General features: G+C 49.8%; 16 protein-coding genes and 1 pseudogene. 1 reads left to right on the forward strand and 16 read right to left on the reverse strand.

Going from position 1 to position 22818, the window contains the following annotated elements:
* Positions 1-73: 73 nt before the first annotated feature.
* From ACYVFD_RS32795 to ACYVFD_RS32860, 14 genes and pseudogenes are all read right to left on the reverse strand, one after another.
* Positions 74-1030 (reverse strand): hypothetical protein, encoded by a 957-nt coding sequence (locus tag ACYVFD_RS32795; protein ID WP_461094759.1) that lies wholly within the window; start codon positions 1028-1030, stop codon positions 74-76.
* Positions 990-2843 carry an AMP-binding protein gene (locus ACYVFD_RS32800; RefSeq protein ID WP_461094760.1) on the reverse strand — a complete coding sequence of 618 codons (1854 nt, stop codon included), beginning with the start codon at positions 2841-2843 and terminating at the stop codon, positions 990-992. Before ACYVFD_RS32800 ends, ACYVFD_RS32795 begins: the two co-directional genes overlap by 41 nt.
* A complete protein-coding gene (locus ACYVFD_RS32805) occupies positions 2840-5515 on the reverse strand; it encodes an AMP-binding protein (RefSeq protein WP_461094762.1) in 2676 nt (891 codons plus the stop codon). The genes ACYVFD_RS32800 and ACYVFD_RS32805 overlap by 4 nt, the downstream gene beginning before the upstream one ends.
* A 12-nt stretch (positions 5516-5527) precedes the next feature.
* Positions 5528-7054 carry a T9SS type B sorting domain-containing protein gene (locus tag ACYVFD_RS32810; RefSeq protein WP_461094763.1) on the reverse strand — a complete coding sequence of 509 codons (1527 nt, stop codon included), beginning with the start codon at positions 7052-7054 and terminating at the stop codon, positions 5528-5530.
* Between the two features lie 91 nt (positions 7055-7145).
* The gene (locus tag ACYVFD_RS32815; protein ID WP_461094764.1) at positions 7146-7700 is read right to left on the reverse strand and encodes a YdeI/OmpD-associated family protein; all 555 of its coding nucleotides are present in this window, start codon (positions 7698-7700) and stop codon (positions 7146-7148) included.
* On the reverse strand, positions 7697-8251 hold the full coding sequence (locus ACYVFD_RS32820; protein ID WP_461094765.1) for a pyridoxamine 5'-phosphate oxidase family protein: 555 nt from the start codon (positions 8249-8251) through the stop codon (positions 7697-7699). Before ACYVFD_RS32820 ends, ACYVFD_RS32815 begins: the two co-directional genes overlap by 4 nt.
* A gap of 77 nt (positions 8252-8328) precedes the next feature.
* Positions 8329-9318 (reverse strand): phosphotransferase, encoded by a 990-nt coding sequence (locus tag ACYVFD_RS32825; protein WP_461094767.1) that lies wholly within the window; start codon positions 9316-9318, stop codon positions 8329-8331.
* Positions 9319-9377: 59 nt separating this feature from the next.
* Positions 9378-9575 carry a hypothetical protein gene (locus tag ACYVFD_RS32830; RefSeq protein WP_080054753.1) on the reverse strand — a complete coding sequence of 66 codons (198 nt, stop codon included), beginning with the start codon at positions 9573-9575 and terminating at the stop codon, positions 9378-9380.
* 17 nt (positions 9576-9592) lie between these two features.
* Positions 9593-10138, reverse strand: a complete 546-nt coding sequence (locus tag ACYVFD_RS32835) for a hypothetical protein (protein ID WP_461094769.1) — start codon at positions 10136-10138, stop codon at positions 9593-9595.
* Positions 10139-10403: 265 nt separating this feature from the next.
* Complete coding sequence (locus ACYVFD_RS32840; RefSeq protein ID WP_461094770.1) at positions 10404-11456, reverse strand: sugar phosphate isomerase/epimerase family protein; 1053 nt, start codon at positions 11454-11456, stop codon at positions 10404-10406.
* Between the two features lie 104 nt (positions 11457-11560).
* Positions 11561-11779: pseudogene (locus tag ACYVFD_RS32845) on the reverse strand (four helix bundle protein); the annotation flags it as partial.
* Positions 11780-11968: 189 nt separating this feature from the next.
* The gene (locus ACYVFD_RS32850) at positions 11969-13114 is read right to left on the reverse strand and encodes a Gfo/Idh/MocA family protein (protein ID WP_461094772.1); all 1146 of its coding nucleotides are present in this window, start codon (positions 13112-13114) and stop codon (positions 11969-11971) included.
* Positions 13115-13224: 110 nt separating this feature from the next.
* Positions 13225-13668, reverse strand: coding sequence for a four helix bundle protein (locus ACYVFD_RS32855; protein ID WP_461094773.1), 444 nt, complete (start codon positions 13666-13668; stop codon positions 13225-13227).
* 14 nt (positions 13669-13682) lie between these two features.
* The gene (locus ACYVFD_RS32860; protein WP_461094819.1) at positions 13683-14819 is read right to left on the reverse strand and encodes a Gfo/Idh/MocA family protein; all 1137 of its coding nucleotides are present in this window, start codon (positions 14817-14819) and stop codon (positions 13683-13685) included.
* Between the two features lie 316 nt (positions 14820-15135).
* On the opposite strand from ACYVFD_RS32860, the gene ACYVFD_RS32865 reads away from it, so the two are divergent.
* On the forward strand, positions 15136-16392 hold the full coding sequence (locus ACYVFD_RS32865) for an MFS transporter (RefSeq protein WP_461094774.1): 1257 nt from the start codon (positions 15136-15138) through the stop codon (positions 16390-16392).
* Positions 16393-16507: 115 nt separating this feature from the next.
* Here ACYVFD_RS32865 and ACYVFD_RS32870 read toward each other — a convergent pair whose 3' ends face one another.
* Both ACYVFD_RS32870 and ACYVFD_RS32875 read right to left on the reverse strand, forming a co-directional pair.
* Positions 16508-17404 carry an Ig-like domain-containing protein gene (locus ACYVFD_RS32870; protein WP_461094776.1) on the reverse strand — a complete coding sequence of 299 codons (897 nt, stop codon included), beginning with the start codon at positions 17402-17404 and terminating at the stop codon, positions 16508-16510.
* A gap of 137 nt (positions 17405-17541) precedes the next feature.
* On the reverse strand, positions 17542-22791 hold the full coding sequence (locus tag ACYVFD_RS32875; RefSeq protein WP_461094777.1) for a beta strand repeat-containing protein: 5250 nt from the start codon (positions 22789-22791) through the stop codon (positions 17542-17544).
* Positions 22792-22818 lie beyond the last annotated feature (27 nt).

The following is a 22818-nucleotide window of genomic DNA, read 5'->3' on the forward strand; positions in this document are numbered from 1 at the left end:
GTTAACCAACAGCGATAGAATTCTCAGCATTGAAGATGGCTTTTACAGTAAGGCTATATCCTGTCGAGTTTGGTTATGGCGTGTTGGTGTGTAAACAGATTTGATCGGCAAGCCAGGCCGAATATACGGATGTCCCCAGATGGTTCAAATGGGCGTAATCGATATAGTAACAAAAAGGCATGGAATAAGGATATCGCCAGTAATCCACTTGACAGCATTCTCGGTAATTAGCAATAAGACGGGCTAATAATGGTGCCCGCGTTTCTCCCTGAATAACCGTTTCCAGCGGGTAAGGTCTGGGAATATTGAGCAGAACAACCTGCGTGCCTTGTTGATGCAGTCGCTGTAAGGATGCGGATAAGGCAGGAAGTTCGGTTTCTGTCCGTACGGGGCGACTGCGAATATCGGCTAGTGGTTGCGACAGGTGTAGGGTATCTTTCTGGTTGGACTGAAAATGGGACGGATGAAAGCCCTGAAAGCTAGGGGCTGTTTGTCGGGCCAGGCCAAGCCGGACTTTCAACGCCTGTAACTGTCGCATAAAGTGCCGGTTTATCCACTCCACAAAGTGATTATGGGGCGTAGGCTTTTCGTCATGGGCCAATCGAAACAATACCATATTTTCTTCCAGACAAAGCACATCGGGTGGGTAGCGTTCGATGAGTTGCACAACGGGTGATTCATTCATAAAATCCTCCATGTTGGCACTGTAAAGAAATAGCTTGACGACACGAATCGGCTGGGGGCATCTGCCGTTGAAAAAAGCGGTATCGGCAATACCACTCTCCACCTGCGAACTACCTAGCACAACTACCCGTGTGATGGAGTCCGCACGAGCCGCCCACTCTTTTTGCAAGACAGTTTCAACCCGATGAGTGAACTGATCAGCACCCTGACGCTCAGACCAGAAAGCCAGGGCTATCAGCAACGAAAAAACTACTAGCGCAGCGACACCCGTGAGCAGCCAGACCCACAAAGGGGAAGGCTGACGATTAGCGGGTACTGACTTTTCGACGGGCAATAGATTCAGCATTTTGCAGACTGTTCATTACCATAATTTCGGCGGTATCAAACTCTACACCCAGCGTTTTTTCGAGTCGGATCACAAAGTCCAGATGCGCCATCGAATCCCAACCGGCAATCGTTCGGGATGTATCGGTTGGCTTTAGTGCGGAAATGGGTACTTTAAATGCCTGCGATGCGGCATCCATCACCAGCTTGGCGTAATCGGGGCCGAAGGTAGCTGCCCGATTACCGAGCTGATGAACTACGTCACGCATCGCGCTGAGCTGGACTTTGCCCGATGGTCCTTTCGGCAGGCTATCGAACTGATAAATGGCGCTGGGAATTTTTCGCTCTTCCAGATGGTCCCGGCAAAAGGCAGTCAACATCAATTCAGTCAGCTCACTGCCTGATCTGGGGACAACACAACTAATCAGCCGTTCACCAAAAACCTCATCGGTAATGCCAAAACTTATACTTTCTACAACGTCGGGATGGGTATTCAGAATTTCGGTCACTTCTTCGGGATGAATATTGACGCCACCCGATACAATGATGTTTTTCAATCGTCCCGTGATCTGGTAGAAACCGTCGGTACTACGAGTCGCTATGTCGCCCGTACGGAGCCAGCCCTGTTGTAGGACAGCCGCTGTAGCTGCTTCGTTATGCAGATAGCCTTTCATCACATTATTACCCCGGAGCAATAACTCACCCGCTTCGCCATCCGGCACCTCCCGACCAGCTTCATCCACAATACGGGCGTCCATATCGACCGGCTTTCCAACCGTCCCAATTCGATAACCGCCGTCGGATGGACCGCTGAACAAGCCCCCGGCTACAGTTTCGGTCAGGCCATAAACGTTCACGATTCGGACGCCATAGCGTTCGGAGAAGGCCCGCCACAGGGCTTCTTCCAGATGCGATGACACCGAAATGATAAACTGAAAGTCGCTGGTCCGGAAACTATCTTCATAGCCATCGGCAAACCGCTGAATCAGCGCCAACATCGTCGGAACGGCCACAAAATGTGTAATCCGGTATTTGTAAACAGCATCCAGCAATTCGCCAATCCGATTGATTTCGAAGGCAAACGGACGAACGCATACCGATGCCTGATAAGCCGCCAGAACCGGCCCCTGAATGATGCCATCGGCGTGGTACAGTAGCAGGTTATTCAATATTCGTGACTCGGAAGTCAGGCCGTACACCTGGCTGAGCGTGTGCAAATGACTGAACAAGCCCTGATGCGTGATCTGGACTCCTTTCATGTCGGAGGTTGTTCCCGACGTAAACAGAATGTAGGCTACCGTTTCTGGGTCAATCTGGCGGGGTAAAGCGCCAACAGGTAAAGCCTGAAGCAAAGTCGGGTAGGTGCCCGAATCGGTAGCTGGAGTCGACTGCCCTAACAGTTTCCGAAAAAGCTGTCCTTTTTTAGGCTGTTCCGGTTTGACAGATACCGCTAGTGGCAATACGCTGGCCGTGGGCACCCGGTCAAAAAAGTCGGCATCGGCGATAACTCCTTTGGGCTGTGCCATCTGGAGAATCGATTCGGTACGGCTGGTTTTTGTCTCGGGGTCAAGCAAAATGGCCGTCAGTCCATTGGCCAGCAGCGCCATAAATGTCAAAATGGTTTCCTGTTCATCAGCAATGGAGACAACAATGCGGTCACCTTCTGCCAACCCATACTGCTGGAATAGCGTAGCGGCTTTTCGGATGCGTTCGCTCAGTTGGGCATAGGTGATTCGGTAGTTGGTGGTTTCGACAAACAAGGCCGATGCATGAGAGGGGTCGGCCAATTGGGTAAACAGCGTTACGGTATCAAGGTAAGGATTAAGTACAGTCATTCCTGGTGGAGTAAGGCGAGTAAGGTTTGTTTGGCAGTTTTGCCGCCAGTTGTACGCGGTAGGGTTTCTAACATTCGAAAAATAGCTGGCAGTTTACGGGAGCCGACGCGTTCCAGCAGGTACGTTCTTACATCGGCAACCAGATCGGCGGCAACCCAATCGGGTCTGACGGTAAAAAAGGCGGCCATTGATTCCGTATCGTGTCGAAGGAACGAACATACAGCCGCGTCGCTAACAGCCGGATGCGTAAGTAACTGCGCTTCAATTTCTGACAAATACACAAGTTCACTATAGGCATTTTTGATGCGTTCATGTTGGCGACCGCCGAGCGTCAGGCTTCCATTGGTATTAACAATAGCCCGATCACCCGTATAAAGCCAGCCATCGACAATGGGTGATTCGGCAGCTACTGGACCGATATAGTTACCAGTCATAGTATTTTCACTATAAATCCGCAGTTCACCAATCTGGCCAGTGGGTACAGGCTGATGTTGCTCATCCACTACCTGCGCCAGACAGCCAACCGGCCAGCCAATTGTGTCCTGATCTACGTGACCCTGGCCCGGTCGTTCGGCCAGACAGATACCAGCCGTTTCGGTTAAGCCATAGTAATTGACGAGAGGCCGATTAAACGCTTTATGAAACGCCTGGCGCAAATCCGTTGAGAGGGCGCTGCCGGTACTCATCACGAGCCGAAGGGAATGTAAGTTTGAAGCTACCCGCCGATCATACTGTACCCATTGCCGTAACAGCGAAGGGTTTGTCGCAACTAAGGTAGCCTGCCCTGCGGCTATAGCTTTAGCCAAACCTTCACCTGACTGTCTATGAACCAGGGAAGGAATAACGACCGCAGCGCCAACTTCGGCAACGGCACTAGTCACGTTGCGAAGTCCACTCATAGCATCGAGATTACCAGTTGCCAGAAAGCGATCGGTTTTATCCCAGCCGAACGTTTCGGTCATCAGTCGGCCACTACGACAAAGTTGGCCATGCGTCAGAGGGACACCTTTAGGCTGACCAGTTGAGCCTGACGTAAATAAAATAGCCGCTACATTCTCAGCATGGCAGTCAATAGGATCTACTTGTGCATAATCCTGAGCAATCCAATCCATAAACCATTGGGTAGTTGAAGGAGGCTCGTTGGGAGAGTCGGTATCCAGCCAGATGATGGGTATTGAAGAATTTTCGATAAACGGATAATCGGCTGTGGTGACGACAAGCGATGGCTGAACGGAATCGATAATCGCTGCCAGAACCTCGGCTACAACCTCGGAACTTACAGGAACGATGATTAGACCCAATTGCCAGCAGGCCCAACTCAGCAGAATACTTTCGACATGCAGAGGGGCTACAATCAATACCCGATCACCCGGCTGCCGTCCGTCGTTATACAGTTTAGCCCGTATCTGACTGATAATCTGGTCGGCATCGGCATAGCTAAACGTACTATCATCATCCAGATTGATCAGAGCCGGCAGATGGCTATACAAGTTGATTGCCCGTTGCCAGAGGGTAGGCAACGTTTGCTCGGTATAAGAAACCTCATACGTCTGGAAGCTAAGGTAATGTTGCAGCCGTGCACCTGATGCACTGATGTAGGCTAACTGAATCAGATCTCGCTGGGCCAGTTCATCAACTAATGGTTGAAGTTGATCAACAGACTCACCCAGACGAGCTGCGATGTCGGCAATGGTCAATTGTCGGGAAGCCCAGTACAGTAAAAGTAGGGCTCGTTCCGAAAGGACATAGCCATTCGATTCCCGAATCAATTCGCTGTAGACCGGGTGCCGTTCCAGCAGATGGCCAACAATGCCCGAAAGGTGATCCGGCCGACATTGAATAAGTCCTGAGCCATAGTCGATACAAACCAGTGGATTTACCAGAACCCGTCCTGTAGACCAATTGGGTTCTTCATGGAAGCGAAATGGCGTTAGAGACTGACTACTCCAGTCACCTGGCAAAACCGCGATCAGGGCATTGTAAGCGGCTGTATCGGGTGTGCTTTGTATAGCCAGGCAAGTACCCGCTGGAGCGAGTCGATTGAACTGAAACAGATCAGGTTCTGAAAAAACGAAAGCTCGTCGATTTCCCAGCTGCTTGATCTGAGCAATCTGTTCTTCATACGTACGCCCGGTTCGCAATTGACCACCTCGTTTGAAATAAGGCACCGGTTCTGCATTGGCTAAGTGTACATGGGGAAAAATCAACGCCCCATCGGCCTGTAGAATGCGCGTCAACTCACTAAGAAAACCAGACAACTCATATCGATGCAGTACATCCATGCCCACAACCAGAGCCGCGCTCTGATCGGGCAATGGGAGCGGTTGATGCAAATCGTGAAAGAGGATCTCTACGTTCGTAGGCGCTTCCACCCCTGAAAACCAGAACGCATACCCTTTATGACCCAACACATCACGATCACCTTCCCAGATGGTCAGGATTTTCTGTTCAGGAAAGAGTCCGGCCAGCAGGGAGGTAAACCAGCCCGACCGATCCCACAGATTCAGAATTGTATCGCCGGGTTTTAAGCCCTTTTTCAGCAAATGAATAAATAAAAAAAAGGCTTTTGTGGCTTCATTGAACGGTTGAAACGCACTGTAGGCATCCACCAAAGGGCGCCGACTTTTGCGACGAACGAACTCCTCGTAAACGTTTAACTCTTCTTTGTTCATGTAGGTTGACGATCACCGAATCAGGCTCAAAGGTCCATGTTCCTGCAACTGTTTGACTTTTTGACCGTGCTTCAGGTTGTAAAAGATATGCCAGGCATAGACCCCAATTTCACAGATTTCGCCCCGGTAACGGCCGTCCCACTGGAAAGGAGCCTGGTTAGTCCTGAAAATGACTTCGCCCCAGCGGTTATAAATCGCCATTGAAGTAATCGTAATGTCACCACACCCATAGGCCAGAAACACATCATTCCGACCGTCGCCGTTGGGCGAGAAACTATTGGGGGCATACAGCAGGCAATCACAGGCACCGTAGTCGATCTCAATAGAATCGGTCACAGTGGCACAGTCATTTTTAACGCGCCCCCAATATACGCCCGAAGTCGCTACGGTCCGATCGTCGGTGGAAAAACCATCGAGCCAGCTGAATTTTCCGTCCGATACTGTTGGTTTAATGGTGAAGGATTCAGCACCACAAAGTTCCTTATCGGGCCCAAGGTCAAGTGTAGGTGGACGAATGAAGCGCACATTAATGGTGTCGGTGGCCACGCACTGAGCTTGTTGGACCCGAATGCTATAGGCCCCCTGCTGTTTGACGGTAAATGTGGTTTGTGTTGAACCGTCCTGCCAGCGATACCTTGACGCCGAGTCGTACGGGACTTTCAGCGTCAGGGTTTGGGCATTGCAGATTGTCGTATCGTTACCCAGATCGAAATCGAGCGCATAATTGATCGTGATGGAATCCTTTAAAGTTCGGCAGGCCGTAACGGCCGTAACTGCGTATTTACCAGGCTTTGTGACCTGAAACGTAGCTTTGGTGCTCCCATCCTGCCAGCGGTAGTCGATAGCACCGGGCGTAGTGGCATCAAGCAGGTAGGTATCTTTTCGGCTGCACAGCGTACTGTCGCGACCCAGCTCAAGTTTGACTTGCCTGAGCGATACATCGTCGATGAAAATATAATAATACCCCAGAAAACCCGGCTGGGTCGTAAAACTGCCAATAGTCAGGTAACGTTCGCCCCCATCGGCATTTATTACACCCGAAACGCGCTGCCATTGCAGGTTGCCTATGCTAGCTCGGGGGGTATGATCCAGTACCTGAGGCCGGGCTTTTAGCATACCGGTTGTAGTGCCCGTCAGGGGCTGGGGCGATACAAAAGCGCCAATCGTTTCGGGAATGAATTTTCCGGGCGTATTGGTCGCAATGTACATTTCGAAGTAGTAGCATTGGTTGGCCGTCAGGGGTTCGGTCAGCTCAATACCCAGGTACTCGATCCAGTCAACATCGAAAAACAAATGCGCTACGCCATTGCCCGAATGGGGCGGTAAGATCAACTGGCCGAAGTCGAAGCAGTGATGGTAGAAGTCGGGGGTAGCTTTATTGGGGTTGTACCAGGGAATAGCTTCCTCCAGCTGGTTGTCGTGATGCGGGCAATCCCGAAATGTTTCAAAGCTGCCATTCTGAACCAGATTCTGGCCAATAGCCAGGCTAGGCAAGTAAAAAACGAGCCAGACAACAGGTCGGAACAGTCCTCTCAGCATAGCCTTACTGTACGCTATCCAGGTTTAGGAAAAAAGGTATCGAATATACGATTTTTTCGGGCAATACGATTGAGAATCAGGAAAGGTTGCTTTACACGCGCTTCCCGTCGGCACTGAACGTAATGAGCTTATCGAGTCGACTTTGCCGGGTAGTTGGTTGTTTGGCCGTCATCACCCAATTGGTTACCAGCTTTCGGTAGGAAGGAGCTTGTTTCTGAAAAAACGTCCATGCTGTTTCATTGGCCCTGAATGTCTGCTCGAACTCTTCAGAAAAACTGACCTCTTTTTGCTCGTAGGCGTAGATTTTGGACTTATGTTCCTGACGCTTCGCATAAGCAGCTACCCCGGCAGGATGCATTAATCCCTGGCGCGTCAGGTCCTCAACTTTCTGGATATTGATGTCGCTCCAGATACTCGTTGGCTTGCGAGGAGTAAACCGGATGGTATAGCTATCTGCATCGTACGATTTACGAATCCCATCAATCCATCCGAAACAAAGTGCCTGATCGACCGATTCTGACCAGGTCATGCTGGGTTTACCTGACCCTACTTTGTAAAAACCAACCAGCAATTCGTTCTGCTTATCATGGTTTTCGACCAGCCACGTCCGAAAATCAGCCTGAGTTGGAAAGAACGTGGGGGTCATTGAGTTAATCCGATTGTTGTTGGCAGGCCGTCGAGGCTAATCAGATTCTTTTCCTGCATGTAATCGACAAGGCCGTCTTTCCCTTGTTTCTCCGCCCAATCGAAGTGAATATCGCGTTCACCCGTGTAGTCGAACAGTGGTACCCCAAAGCCACAGGACGTTTGTACCAGGCTAATGTCGGCTACGATGAGCTGGCGGGTGCTGGGGTAAATGGTAAAGTGCGGAGCGTATTCGGCCCATTCAGGCGTGCCAGGCAGTACGGTAGTACCTTTGCCATATAAACGGAGAATATTGGGAGCTCCCTGAAACGAACAGAACATAAAGGTAATCCGCCCGTTTTCAAGCGTATGGGCCGAGGTTTCATTGCCACTGCTGATCAGGTCCATGTAGGCGACTTTACTTTCGGACAGAACCCGGAAGCAATCGAGCCCTTTGGGCGACAGGTTGACATGCCCATCGGCACTAAGCGGGGCTGTTGCGACGAAAAAGATATGCTGCTCTTCGATAAACTTCTTATGAGCAGGCTTAATGAAATCGTGAAATTTACCCATAGCTGTAACTATCTGTTTGCTGTAGCGTGGCTGGAAAGCCGCGATTATGGAATATGAATCGCGGCTTTCCAGCCACGCTACAATCCCAATTGATTAAAATCGAACCAGCGTTTGATTCGCAAGTTAATAAATCGCTTCAGGTACATCTCGTTCAGGAACGCGTTCGACCAGTTTTCGAATCGCTCGCACTGCACACCGATGTAAAAAAAGTAGATGCTTTCGCCCAGCATAGGTAAAAGCCGTTTTTCTTCATCGCTGATGGGCGTGAGGGATTCGTACCCGCGCAGGAAGCTCTCTTTCTTTTTATAAAACTCGGCTACATCAGTTTCAGTACTGTGAATTTGCAGGATGTAATAGGCAATGTCGAAGCAAAGCAGGCCATTGCCACAGAAATCAAAATCGAACAGCGTAATGGTACTGTCTTTGGCAATGTTCAGATTGTCGAACCAGATGTCCAGATGTACTACGCCCTGGCGGGTTTGGGAATGGTCGATGGAGGCAAACTGATTGAGCAGATATTGCTGTGTCGATAGCATAAACTGCATTTCCGGCGTATCGGCGGACAGAAACGGCCTGAACTTCTCTATCGAATCGACCAGTAAAATCTCTGGGCTGTATGTTACCCGATCTAGTGTCAGATTGTGCGTCAACCGATGAAAACGAGCCATAATCTGCCCGATTTTGTAATGTAGCTCTTCCGAAAATGTTAGTAGTTTTTCACCTTCGGCAAACGAGAACAGCACACCAAAACGGATACCCTCAGGAGCATTCAACTCCTGTATATAGTTACCAGCAGCATCGATGATCGGGTAAGATACTGAAATCCCCGCATCCCTGACCAAATTCAGGAGCCGGATTTCTTCCAGGATGTCGGTTTGGGTCCGCCAGTTCAGGCTATAAATACGAAAAACTGCTTTGGTCGTTCCGTCGGTAACCAGATAGGAATGATTAACCCCTGCTTTCAGCAACTGGCAAGTGGTATCAGGACCAAACTGGTAGGTTTTCTGAAGAAACTGAGCGAGATGAACCGGAGAGAGAATAGAGGAAGAAACAGGAAAAGCATGCATGGCGCAAAGGTAGCCCAAGCAAAGCGCTTTTTCAGAGATCTATTAAGAATCGATTGATACTATCCTTTGAATCGAGCTGCATCCAGAATAGACCAGAGGTGGATGATCCAGCCGAGCATAAAAAACCAGAGAATACCCGCCAGCACAAACTGAATGATGGCAATCAGCAACCGTCCCTGCAACAATTGCCCTAATCCTGGAATAAAGAAACTACAAAGGGCCGCCAATACATTTCCGCCCGATCCTTGCCCTGCCATAGTGTTTGTTTTTAATTTTATTTTTTTGTTGCTGTTTTGTTGTTGCCTCCCGATTTTCCAAATAGTGGATTTAAATCTTTATGAAGCTGATCTTCAAAGTATTGGATTATTAGCTGATTTTTGATTTGTACATAAGAAAATGTAAAGGTTAGTTCATTCTCATCAAGCCATTTTTTTAGTTGCAATGAATACGTTTGGTCATTTCCCCAGCCGCAATGCTGTAGGAATCGACTACTCAGTTTTGTTTTTGTACAGCTACCCACATATACGTATTTGCTATCAGTACCTTTGTTGTCACGTGGGCATTTATAGTCGACTTTTTCACCTTTATTACCAAATTGACTTATCAATAATTCTGAATTATCAACTTCAAACCAGTAAATATGATGCTCTGATGTTGGTAGTTTCTTTGCAAATTGGCGGATGTATTCTTCATTTTTGATTTGAGACGTTGTTACATATTTAGATTCAATTTGCGATGGCATAACAGCATTTTGAATCTGTTCTTGTGTTTCTTTTAAATGAGTGAGCAGGTTCTGCTTTGTTATATTAAAGTCGATCATGATGATAATTTATTGATTTCTACTTTTATATGCTGGTGAATGATAGGTCCTGAAAGAGCAGGATAGACCGCCAGACTTTGTCATTCCGACCGGAGGGAGGAATCTCAATCCTGCTAACTAAGAAAGCTTGAGATTCCTCCCTCCGGTCGGAATGACAAAGTCATGATTCGATCAATAGTACTGATAAAAAGTTGTCTATCGCACAAGTAAAAAGTGTCGGGTTTGAGAACCCGACACCACGAAAAGCTCAATAAATATTAAAGGTTTACAACCCCAACACCTTCTTATTGAACGCTTCATCGGCACCGGTACCGGCGAAATCGTCGAAGGCACGTTCGGTAACGCGGATGATGTGACTTTCGATAAACGGCGCCCCTTCGGCGGCTCCCTGTTCGGGGTGTTTCAGGGCGCATTCCCATTCGAGTACCGCCCAACGATCGTAGTCGTATTGTGCCAGTTTGGAGAAAATGCCCGAGAAATCAACCTGGCCGTCGCCCAGTGAACGGAATCGGCCAGCGCGCTCTACCCATCCCTGATAGCCACCATAAACGCCCTGTTTGCCCGTTGGGTTAAACTCAGCATCTTTCACGTGATAGGCAAAAATGCGCTCGTGGTAGAAGTCAATGAATTGCAGGTAATCGAGTTGCTGCAACACAAAGTGGCTGGGGTCGTAGTTGATACCGACGCGGGGGTGATTGCCCGTTTTTTCGAGGAACATCTCGAATGTAATGCCATCGTGCAGGTCCTCGCCGGGGTGCAGCTCATACGCCAGATCGACACCAGCGTCTTCGTAAGCATCGAGGATAGGCTTCCAGCGGGTAGCAAGTTCGGTAAACCCGGTTTCGACCAGGCCCGCCGGACGTTGTGGCCACGGATAGATGAACGGCCATAGCAATGCACCCGAAAATGTTGGGCTGGCTTTCAAGCCCAGGTTTTTGCTGGCTTTGGCCGTCATGATCAACTGGTCAGTTGCCCAGGCTTGCTGTTCTTTGGGTTTACCCGCCAGTTCAGCAGGACCGAACCCGTCGAACATAGGGCCATAGGCTGGATGCACAGCGACTAACTGCCCTTGCAGGTGCGTAGCCAGTTCCGTGATTTCAAGCCCCATATCGGCCAGTTTGCCTTTCAGCTCGTCGCAATACGTCTGACTTTCCGACGCCTGTTTCAGGTCGATCACGCGAGAATCCCAGGTTGGGATCTGGATACCTTTATAGCCCAGATCGGCCATATATCTGGCAATAGAATCGAGCGAATTAAAGGGCTCTGTATCCCCTAAAAATTGGGCAAGAAATATGCCCGGACCTTTCATTGTTTTCATGGATGAATCAATTTTGAATGATAGAATGATAGAATGAGTGAATGAGTGAATGATTGTAAGAGGCAATTCTATCATTCACTCATTCACTCATTCAAAATTGTACCTTATGTGTTTTTTCGCGCTTTGGACAGAATTTTTATAATTTCTATGGCTTCCTGAATTAAGTTTTCAAGACGATTGAATGGAATAATGTTTGATTCGGTCCGGATCTCCATCCAGAAGAGCGACTCGTCCGCTTCTTCAATAGCAATACTCAATTTAGCGTAAAACTCAGCTTTGCTTCTGGCCCGGCAGGCAGCTCTATAATTCGCTCCTGCTGACGAAGCTGAGCGGAGAAATTATTTGCCTAGAATCTGGGCTTCTTCGGTTTTAGGTAAAGCCTGAAAGACGCGAACACTGCGAAGAACAAACTCTTTTGTTCTCCTTTTAAAGTCTTCGATGAACTCTTGCTTCTCCGATGAATAGGGTTGCCCGTCCATTATTCAATCATTCTATCATTCACTCATTCAAAATTAAATTTCCACCCACGCCTGCTTGCGATTGCTCTCCAGGATTTTCTCGCAGATGAGTAATTCGCGGTAGCCGTCGGCGAAGGTTGGGAAGGTTGGGTTTTCGGGCATTTTACCAGCCGCAACGGCTTCGTAGACCTCTTTAAACAACTGTTTCGACGTGTCGGGGAAACCTTCGTTGTGACCGCCGGGGAATGAAATCACCGACCGTGCTTCGGGGTGAGCCAGTGATGGGTCGCGCATGAAGGCTTCGTTGGCGCCGTCGCGGTTCCCGATCCACATTTCGTTGGGAGCTTCCGAATTCCAGGCATAGGTTTTCTTCGATCCGGCAATTTCGAGTTTCATCTGGTTCTTACGCCCGGCCGATACCTGCGATACCGTGATGCTGCCTTTGTTGCCATTGTCGAAACGCAGCAATACGTTCGCATGGTCCTCGGTATTGATGGGTACGTCGGCGTAATCTTCGGGCTTCAGCATTTTACCCGAATACGTCTCAACAGGTTTCAACGGCTTCTTCCGCACTTTATGGATGGTGTTGAAGTCGGCCATGACGGCTACCGTTTTCAGACCCGTGATGTATTCCAGACTGTCCATCAGGTGCGACCCGATGTCGGCAATGGCTCGCGAATCGCCCGATTTGTCGGGTTCGAGCCGCCAGTTGTAGTCGGTATCGTAGAAAAGCCAGTCCTGTAGGTACGAGCCGATTACCGAATACACATCGCCCAGATCGTCCTGCTCGCGCATCACTTTCATCTGACGAACGAGTGGGTAATAGCGCAGGTTGAAGTGAACGGCATTGACCAGACCAGTCTCTTTCGCCAGGGCAACCAATTCCTCGGCTTCGTGCAGGTCTTTGGCCAGCGGTTTTTCGCAAACAACGTGTTTACCGGCCAGCAAAGCGGCTTTCGACTGCGAGTAGTGCAGGAAGTTGGGCGTACAGATATGAACGACTTTGATGTCGTCCATCTTTAGTAGTTCCTCGAAGGTGCAGGAACGTTCGATTCCCAGTTGATCCGCTTTCTGACGAGCCAGTTCGGGTGTTACTTCGCAAAGGGCCAGGACATTTGTGTTCGGCAGGCGACGCAGCGCTTCGATATGTGCGGGGCCGATGAATCCGGTGCCAACGACACCAATATTGATTTTTTGCATGAGGGGTTTAAAGAGCGAAAGAGCGGTTTAAAGAGCGAAAGAGCGAAAGAGTGCAAGAGCGTTTTCCACCACTGTCACTCTTTCACTTATTCGCTCTTTCACTCTTTATGTCAGTCGCTCGCTGATTTACGGGATTTAGAAAAAATTTTTAAGAGTTGATAACCTTCGTTCACTAAGCCGGTCAGGCGGTGCTCGGGTACTAGTTCAGTGAAAACAAGCGTTTCGAGCCAAAAGAGTGATTCGTCTAATTCTTCAATAGTGACGCTAAGTTTGGCAAAATATTCTTTCTGACTTCTACCCCTCCGAACGGCCCGAAAGTTGGCAGCAGCCGAAGACGATGAGCGAACAAGCTGATGACCGAAATGTTGAGCATCATATTCTTTTGAAAGCGTGCGATATACCTTTATACAACGAAGCATAAATAATTTCAGCCGTTTTTCAAGATCATCCAGAAACTGACTTTTGGAATGGCCAGAGTAGTCCGCCCAAGCCTCCTGAAAAAGGCTTTCCATTTCTGGCAGAGCCTCGCTGTCGTAAATCGCACTTTCACTCATTCGCTCTTTAGAACTCAATTAACAAACTTCGTCCACTTGGTAGTGTCATCCTGGCTAGAGGCAATCACCGTGTCGATGAAGGCCAGACCACGGACGCCATCGGCTACTGAGGGGAAGTCGTAAATTGGGTCAGGGCTGCGGCCTTCCATATGTGCTTTCACGGCATAGGCGAAGTTGCGGTACAGGTTGGCGAATGCTTCGAAGAACCCTTCGGGGTGGCCCGATGGAAGCCGCCAGTGTGCTTTGGCTGCGGCCGACAGGTCACCTACGTTCGGTCGGATAATCCGCTGGCCTTCCTGCGTTTTGTATTTGAGCGTGTTGGGTTCCATCTGGTGCCATTCGAGGCCACCGAGTTCGCCATATACGAAAATTTTCAGGGCATTCTCTTCGCCATTGGCAATCTGACTGGCGTGCAGAACCCCTTTAGCACCACCCTCAAAACGTAACAGTACGTTCCCATCGTCGTCGAGCAAACGGCCTGGAACGAAGGTGCTCAAATCAGCGCAGAGTTCAGCGATTTTCAGGCCCGTAACATATTCGGCCAGGTTTTCGGCATGGGTACCAATATCGCCCATACAGCCAGCCGCTCCAGATTTCGACGGATCGGTACGCCATATGGCCTGTTTGTAGTTGTTGTCTTCTTCTTTTTTCGACAGCCATCCCTGTGGGTATTCGACCACCACTTTCCGAATTTTGCCCAGTTTCCCGTTCCGTACCATGTCGCGGGCTTCTTTCACCATCGGATATCCCGTGTAATTGTGGGTCAGTCCAAACACGAGTCTCGACTTTTCAACGATTCCGGCCAGCACGTTGGCTTCTTCCAGGTTGAGGGTCATAGGTTTGTCGCACATGACATGGAAACCGTTTTCGAGCGCCATCTTAGCTGGCGGAAAGTGCATGTGGTTAGGCGTTACGATGGAAATGAAATCCATACGCTCACCTTCGGGCAGCGCTTTTTCTTTTTGGATCATTTCCTCATAGGAGGAGTAGACCCGGTCTTCAGGTAGGTACAACGCATGACCAGTCGCTTTCGATTTGTCGGGTGATGAACTGAAGCAGCCGCAAACCAGTTCGATTTCGTTGTCCAGGCTGGCGGCCCGGCGGTGAACAGCACCAATGAAGGCATCGAGCCCTCCGCCAACCATACCCATTCGCAATTTTCTGTGCATTGGTAATGAAGTTGAGAGTAAACAGGGTAAAAAAGCGGTTTACAGGGGCCGGTTTACTATAGTTTGCTATAAGTTTCAGGTTGTAAGTTTCACGTTAGATCCAGTAAACCTGAAACTTGCAGCCTAAAACCATTGAACGTCTTTGTCAACGCCCCGTTTTTCGCGGCTGGAAATTAGCGGATTTCTCTTATTTTTCGGAAATTTTGCACAAAAACGGTCGAAGAGCGGGGAGTTTATCTGTTCATTCGCCTTTTGTTCGTTAATTAACTTAAACTCACTAAATCCTCTCTTGTAGAAAATGAATCAAACCGTTAACCAATCGCGACTGTTTCTTGCCAGTTGCTTCGCACTGATCACAACTGCCTTTTCCTTTAGTATTCGGGCAGGTATTCTGCCTCAGTTAGGTACCGAACTTGGACTCTCGGCTGAGCAGCTAGGTTTTATCAATTCCATGTGGTTCTTCGGCTTTCCGATCGCTATGATTGTGGGTGGGCTGGTTTATTATTCAGTAGGTCCCAAGCTCATTATGAATGTTGCTTTTTTGTGCCATACGCTGGGGATTCTATTGACGATCTACGCAGGTAGCTATTCGACGTTGCTGATTTCGACGTTGCTGATCGGTATTGGGAATGGCTGTACGGAAGCGGCCTGTAACCCAATGATTGCCGACATGTTTACGGGCGCTCAGATGAACAAGATGCTCAATCGCTTCCACATGTGGTTCCCCGGTGGTATTGTGATTGGTAGCCTGCTGTCTAAATTCATGACCGATGCCGGCCTGTCGTGGCAGACGCAGGTTTGGGTCATTATGATCCCTACCGTGGTGTATGCATTCCTGTTCTTCGGCCAAGCGTTCCCAACCTCTAAGGAAGTACAGGCGACGTCGTTGAGCAGTAATTTCCAGGCCATGCTTACCCCGCTTTTCCTATTCATGTTTGTTTGCATGGCCTTCACTGCCATTTCGGAGTTTGGCCCACAGCAGTGGGTGGGTCTGATCATGAGCAAGAGCGGAGCTACGCCGATGTACATTCTGGCACTCACCACCGGCCTGATGGCGATTGGTCGCTATTTTGGTGGGCCAATCATTCATCGACTCAATCAAACGGGTGTACTGCTGGGTGGTGCCGTTTTCGCAACCATCGGCATTTACTTATTCAGTACGCAAACGGGTTCTATGGCCTACGTAGCCGCCATTTTCTTCGCCATCGGTGTGTGTTATTTCTGGCCAACCATGATTGGATTTGTCGCCGAAAATATTCCGGCCAGTGGAGCCCTGGGCATGTCCATTATTGGGGGGGTAGGTATGTTCTCGACTTCCATCTGGCAACCCATCATTGGTGGCTGGATTGATGCGTCTAAGGTTGAAAAAGCAGCAACTGGCTTGTCGGGCGATGCTTTAGAACTGGCAGCTGGCCAGGCAACGTTGGCCAAAATGACCATGTTCCCAATCTTCCTGGTTGTCGCATTTGTCGTATTGTGGTTCTGGATGCGGAATCGCAAACCCGGCCCCGGCCATGTCGATGAAAAACTCGTAGCCGAGCAGCCACAGCTATAAGTAGTTGATTAGTCAATTTGTTGACTGGTTAAGTCGTAGTTAAAACAGGAAGTCCCTGCTTCTAAAACTTATGAAGTAGCAGGGACTTTCTGTTTTCCTTTAACAGGGATTGAGCTCATCGTTTTCGTCGGACTACCGTGATTACGATTGGGACGCATTTGGGCTGACAGTTGTTGTTCACGGTAAACATTGTGGTGCTCGGGTCACTCAGCCCGGCTGTATTGCTGGCTCGCCCAACGAGCGTATGTAGGCCATCGGCAAAGGAAATTGTACACGCCCATGCACCATTTTGAGCGGCTGTCGTGGTGCAGAGCTGCGTTCCACCTTCACTAATCGTAACACTGGCTCCTGCCGTGGCTGTACCACTAACCGCAACGGTTGTTGTTGTAACGGTGGTATTCGTGACCGGACTTACAATAGCAATGGTCGGTAAGGTAGCACAATTGGCACTGCCCACAGCATAATTCCCTTTCCAGGCGTTGTACAGCATTCCATTGGCTACAAAGCCGAGGGCCGTCAGGTCATTCCCAACATTGATCGGCTGGGTAGGTGGATTGGGTTGAAACGGGTCGTTGCTGGCCCATAACTCAATAGGACCTGAGCAGGCACCACTGTTTGTAAAGGTGAACAGAATGACCTCCTGTGTAGAACTGTAGGGAATCATGGGGACACTCGGCGTAAGTCCGAAAATAAAATAATCATAACCAGGATTTTGGGCTGGATGACGCACCGTCGTATTGTTGCTCCAGATTCCGTTACTGCTTTGCACATTGGTTACCGTAAAACTATTAGTTGGCGTTACAATCGTTACCTGTCCACTGTTGGTCATGCGATTGGCGCCAGAAAGACTTACAGTACTTGTCAACGAAACCTGATAGGTGACTTTATCAGGTAATAGCTTAACTGCATAATAAATGCCGTCCTGAGCCAGACAAGCGGTTGAGCTTCCGGTTCCGATCAGCACAAACAGGAGAAACCCTGCATACAGCCATAAACGTGTAGAACTAGTCATAAGAAGTTTGGGGTCATTACTAAACAATAGCATATCCTGTATACCTGACAGGAATATGCCATAAGGTTTCTATGTGTTGAGTAACTTAATTATCTCTATTTCAGGAGCCAACCCGTAAGCTGGCTCCTGAAATAAAATTACGGAATTTGTTCCTGAACGATATAGGTAATATCGTACGTAACATCCAGTGCCGAATAAAGGATTACGGTTGAGAATATGGTCTGCAAATCATTTTCCGGTCCCTGATACCTGATCTCGCCATCCAGGTTTACATCACCTGTTTGATAGCGTTGTACAATGTAGGTCGGCAATGAGAGCAGGTTGCCACTTTCCAGAAGTACCTGGCTGAATACACCGCTAAGATCATTGTTATTACCCTGATAAATGACCCGGCGCTTGCCATTGACCAAGTCTACCCCATTCGTATTACCCGGCCATAATACCTGCTTGCTATTGATGATCCGCTGCGCATTGGTGCCGTAGGTTTGCATGGCCAGTGCTGTAAAGTCGACCGTAACCACCGTACTGCTCAACGCCAGGGTATTTAAAGTAGCTACCCCCAGGTGATTTCGATGACGAATGACTACGTAATAATTGCCAGCTCCGACACTGAACGAGAGCGGAGAAGTGCCATCGGCATCAACCACATCACCATCCCGCTGAACAAGTGCGGATTGCGTAGCAATGACCGTAGAGGCACTTGACGGACTCCGTAGTTCAACAAATACCCAGTCGACTATGGCGTTGGCTCCAGTTGTGCTGAGTACGGCTGAGGTGGTTGACTCATTGCCGCCCCCTCCCACATGGGTGAATCCATTACCAACCAGCGGTATTGACGAGTATGGCTGAATAAGCGGCAACAGATTTTTCTCACGCAGATTATCACGCATTAATCCGGTTGTGGCATCGTAGGCTCCGCCCAGGAAAACCTTAGGCCGGATCACAACCAGTGGATCGGTCACCGTAATGGTTGTGCTGGCGGTGACACTCTCCGGACTAGCACAGTTGACGGGTTGATTGCTATTCGTGGCTGTATACGATAGCGTATACGAACCCGCTATGGCAAATGTCAGTGAAGCCGTCGACGTACCTGTACCATTGCTGAGCGGACTGATACCGGAAGTTGGACTGACCGACCAGGTCAATACCCCTGGTGAACCTCCCTGTGCGGTAATGATAACGCTTTCACCAATATTGAGCGATATAGAGGAAGGAGTCAGCGTCAGTGCCGAAGGTGTTGTACAGGGCGGAGCCACAACCGTGAAACTGGTTACGGCCGATGCTGATCCGCCAATGGTAGTGACCAGAGCTGTTACGCTTACCGTACCGGGCGTTAAGGTCAACGAGGTACACGACCAGCTTCCGGCACCCGATACCGATACAACGCAGGGGACATTACCCGGAGCGACAACCGTTACACTACTGTTGGGTGTGGCGGTTCCACTCACAACCGGGTAAAGGTAAGTGGTTGAATTAGCTGCGGGGGTATTGATCACAATGGTGGGTGGTGCCACCGCCGTAAAGGTCGTCGTTGTGGTTGCCGTTCCACCGATATTACTGGCTATGGCGGTTAAGGTGACCGGACCTTCCGTCAGTACCAGCGAACTACACGACCAGCTAGTGCCAACTACGGTTGGGTTACAGGTCTGCCCACCGGGTGCCAGCAAGGTAACCGATGCCCCTGCTGTGACCGTTCCACTGACTAGTGGCGTCAGCGTTGTCAGGCTGTTGGGGGCTGGTACCTGAATGGCAATGGTAGGCGGATTGATGGCCGTAAAGGTGGTCGTCGTCGTTGTGGTCCCGCCAATATTACTGGCAACAGCCGTTAAGGTAACTGGACCCGCCGTTAGGGTTAATGAATTACAGGACCAACTGGTGCCAACTACTGTAGGTATGCAGGACTGGCCGCCAGGAGCCAGCAACGTGACCGATGCGCCTGCCGTGACCGTTCCACTGACCAGGGGCGTAAGACTGGTGAGGCTATTGGGAGCCGGTACGTCAATAGCAATGGTGGGCGGAGCTACTGCTATAAACGTTGTGGTGGCCGTAGCACTACCAACCTCATTGACGGCCACGGCCGTTAGGGTAACTGGGCCAGCCGGTAGTGTCAGCGAGTTACAGGACCAGTTGCCACTTCCATCAACCGTTGGTGTGCAGAATTGTCCGCCAGGTGCTAAGATCGTCACGCTAGCCCCTGTGGTAACGGTACCACTCACGGTTGGCGACAGATTGGTCTGGCTGCTGGCAGTGGGCGAATTGATTGCAACCGTCGGCATGACATGAACAAGCACTGTCGTTGAGCAGCTTCCCGTCGCTTCGGCCGAAGTAACGGTAAGCGATCGTACTCCTCGTGGACTGCTACCATCGTAGCTGAACGGCAGCGTGAACGACGTTTGACCACTCAGGATCGTTTGTGTACTGACTCCCGTGATTCCACTACCGGTTACTGATACAGATGTGGTTCCGGCCAGGTTGACGGTTAATGGGAACGTGAGGGTACCTGACGAAGGAAAGCCCACGATGAGCGTACCGCTGACCGTCGAGGTGGCACAGTTTCCGAAGGCGAAAGCACCGGGACATTGGTAAGCCATGCCTGCGGGGAAGCTGACGGATGTATTGTAGACGGTACACGTCTGTCCAAACTCAGCAAAGCCGTAGTAGATATTGGTCGATGACCCAACAGAGCCCAAGGCACCAGCCCGAATCTCAATCTCGTCAAATTCTTTAGTTGCCTGGAATCGTACTTTGTACTTATTGGCCGATAAAACCGACACATTCAGGAGCGCGTTCGTACCCACCGATTCCTGAATAACACCACCTTTGTACGTCACCACCGTTAGCGAATTGATGAGCGTAACCTGTACCAGCGAGGTGTTTTCTACGACAAATCCGGCAAAATCGCCAGCGGGCGCCATACGACTCAGCTTCGCTCGTACATAGCCATACCCCGATACCCCAACAGTCGTAGTAATGGTTGCGTTATTACTCAGACTGGCATCGCCAACAGCCGACACACTGGTGATTGAACAGCCAACGCAGGCAGCACTAGCGAATCCACTCGATGAAACGCCCACGGTTGTATTGTTTGGAGCTGATGTGGGGTCAACTTTTGTGCAAACCTGGTAGGTAAAACTGGCTGTGCCCGCACCTGGATCAGATGGCCGGAAATTGATCGTCCCATTGGCATTGGCCGTAGCGGTGCCATTTCCCGGTTGAGAAACAATAGTAACCGTCGTTGGGTCGATAATTCCTGAACCCGTGGGAATATCATTCGCTAGCACACTAAATGATTGAGGACAGGCTGTTTGCGACAAAACATCCGTACACAGATTAGCCGGAAAAGCGATGCTAAATGTCAGTGATTGGTACTGTGGTTTTGGTTTGGCAAACCCATAGTAAACATCCGTCGACCCCAATAAAGCAAGCCCTGCTTTTACACTTAAAGCCACTTCGTCAAAATTCGACACAGTCGTCGGGAAGCTAATTTCAAAGCGTGAGCTGTTCAGAATCTGGATATTCGCTAAGCTACTGACAGTATAGCTCTCAACGGGTGAGCCGCTCAGATATGTCTGGATAACCAATGTAGGTAATGTCGAAACCGACAACAGACCACTATTTCCAATGACAAACCCTGCCAGATCTCCTTTTAAAGCAGTACCGTTCAGTTTCGCCCGCACTGTATAAGTCCCGTTAAGCGCTAATGTCTGATCGATTGTGGCAAAGTCGTTCGTACTGGCGGATGTGAGGTTACTCAGATTGTTTCCACTACACAAGGCACAACCCAGGTTGCCACTGCCCTGAGCGTTAGACGAGGTAATGTACGATGTTGACGAAACCGAAGCGGCCTGTAACGTAAAGGTAGCGGTTCCGGCGGCTGAGGTCGAGGGCTGGAATCGGATGGTTCCATCACTATTTACGTACACATAGCCTGTAGCGGGTTGAGAAAGAACCTGAACCGTCGATCCGTCCACTGTCCGGGGAGCTGTTGCCGTAAACGAAGACAGAAAATTCAGCGTTTGCCCGCAAGAAGCTAACGTAGTCAGAACCGAATAACTGGCCGTTGTTGTAGCAGTTCCACCAATATTGCTGGCTGTAGCTGTCAAGGTAACGGGACCTGCCGGTAAGGCAAATGAACTACATGACCAGGCTCCAGTGCTGGCATTTGCCGTTGTTACGCAGGATTGACTGTTCGGACCCAACAGAGTTACGCTGGCACTTGGGGTAGCGGTACCACTCACGGTTGGCGAGTTGCTGATCTGCGTACCGGGAGTTGGACTTTGAATAGCAATAGTGGGCGGTACAATAGCCGTAAAGGTGGTGGTCGTAGAGGTTTTCCCGCCAACATTCCCGGCTATAGCCGTTAAGGTAACCGGACCAGCCGGAACAGTGATGGAGCTGCACGACCAGTTTCCGCTGCCATCGGCGGTTGTTACGCATGACGAGCCATTGGGACTGCTAACCGTCACACTAGCTCCGGGCGTTGCCGTTCCGCTTACTATCGGCGACTGATTAGTCTGTGCGTTTAGCGCCGGAGTTGTAATGGCAATAGTAGGCGGAGCTACCGCCGTAAAGCTAACGGTAGCCGTATTGCTTGGCCCTACACTATTCCGGGCAACAGCCGTTAAGGTAACCGGGCCTGCTGTCAGAGCGAGTGAATTACACGACCAGTTTCCGGTTCCGCCGTCGCTCACTACACACGACTGCCCACCTGGCGCTGTCAGCGTCACGCTGGAGTTGGCTGTTACTGTGCCACTTACTGTAGGCGTGAGATTAGTTAAACTATTGGCCGACGGGCTCAGAATGGCTACTACCGGCAGCAATGAACAGTTGGCTCCCCCCACCCCATAATTGCCCAGCCAGGCATTGCTGACTCCGGCCAGCGTGAACCCTAACCCCGTAAGGTCGTTTCCGACATTGATCGGCTGAACAGGCGGATTCGATTTGAATGGATCGGTACTTTCCCATACCTCAATGGCGCCCGCACAGGAACCTGTGTTCCGAAATGTAAATAAAATGGTTTCGGTGTTAGCCGTATACGGGATGGATACGCCATTGTTGGTCAGGCCAAAAATAAAGTAGTCTTTACTGGTATTTTGCGAAGGAACCCGAACAGTCGTATTGTTTGCCCATGTCCCATTGACCGACGATAGTGAGTTGACCGTGAAGCTATTGGCGGGAGCTACAATGGTTACCTGAGCACTGTTTGTCTGCTGATCAGCACCTGTAAAACTCACTGTACTGGATAGCGATACCTGATACGTGATTCCGTCCGACAGTAGTTTGACTGAATAACGAATTCCGGTCTGACTCCAGGCTGTTGTGGAAATCGTCAGTAATAAACCGACTGGCCACAGATAGAAGAAACGTTTGAGTAAAATTGTGGACATAAATAATTGGTTAAAAAATAGTTAATA

The organism is Spirosoma gilvum, from assembly GCF_054776815.1.

What these genes read in the sequence shown, in the direction of transcription:
- ACYVFD_RS32795 (WP_461094759.1), bottom strand. Translation starts at nt 1,030, where the DNA reads ATGCTGAATCTATTGCCCGTCGAAAAGTCAGTACCCGCTAATCGTCAG.
- ACYVFD_RS32800 (WP_461094760.1), bottom strand. Translation starts at nt 2,843, where the DNA reads ATGACTGTACTTAATCCTTACCTTGATACCGTAACGCTGTTTACCCAA.
- ACYVFD_RS32805 (WP_461094762.1), bottom strand. Translation starts at nt 5,515, where the DNA reads ATGAACAAAGAAGAGTTAAACGTTTACGAGGAGTTCGTTCGTCGCAAA.
- ACYVFD_RS32810 (WP_461094763.1), bottom strand. Translation starts at nt 7,054, where the DNA reads ATGCTGAGAGGACTGTTCCGACCTGTTGTCTGGCTCGTTTTTTACTTG.
- ACYVFD_RS32815 (WP_461094764.1), bottom strand. Translation starts at nt 7,700, where the DNA reads ATGACCCCCACGTTCTTTCCAACTCAGGCTGATTTTCGGACGTGGCTG.
- ACYVFD_RS32820 (WP_461094765.1), bottom strand. Translation starts at nt 8,251, where the DNA reads ATGGGTAAATTTCACGATTTCATTAAGCCTGCTCATAAGAAGTTTATC.
- ACYVFD_RS32825 (WP_461094767.1), bottom strand. Translation starts at nt 9,318, where the DNA reads ATGCATGCTTTTCCTGTTTCTTCCTCTATTCTCTCTCCGGTTCATCTC.
- ACYVFD_RS32830 (WP_080054753.1), bottom strand. Translation starts at nt 9,575, where the DNA reads ATGGCAGGGCAAGGATCGGGCGGAAATGTATTGGCGGCCCTTTGTAGT.
- ACYVFD_RS32835 (WP_461094769.1), bottom strand. Translation starts at nt 10,138, where the DNA reads ATGATCGACTTTAATATAACAAAGCAGAACCTGCTCACTCATTTAAAA.
- ACYVFD_RS32840 (WP_461094770.1), bottom strand. Translation starts at nt 11,456, where the DNA reads ATGAAAACAATGAAAGGTCCGGGCATATTTCTTGCCCAATTTTTAGGG.
- ACYVFD_RS32850 (WP_461094772.1), bottom strand. Translation starts at nt 13,114, where the DNA reads ATGCAAAAAATCAATATTGGTGTCGTTGGCACCGGATTCATCGGCCCC.
- ACYVFD_RS32855 (WP_461094773.1), bottom strand. Translation starts at nt 13,668, where the DNA reads ATGAGTGAAAGTGCGATTTACGACAGCGAGGCTCTGCCAGAAATGGAA.
- ACYVFD_RS32860 (WP_461094819.1), bottom strand. Translation starts at nt 14,819, where the DNA reads ATGGGTATGGTTGGCGGAGGGCTCGATGCCTTCATTGGTGCTGTTCAC.
- ACYVFD_RS32865 (WP_461094774.1), top strand. Translation starts at nt 15,136, where the DNA reads ATGAATCAAACCGTTAACCAATCGCGACTGTTTCTTGCCAGTTGCTTC.
- ACYVFD_RS32870 (WP_461094776.1), bottom strand. Translation starts at nt 17,404, where the DNA reads ATGACTAGTTCTACACGTTTATGGCTGTATGCAGGGTTTCTCCTGTTT.
- ACYVFD_RS32875 (WP_461094777.1), bottom strand. Translation starts at nt 22,791, where the DNA reads ATGTCCACAATTTTACTCAAACGTTTCTTCTATCTGTGGCCAGTCGGT.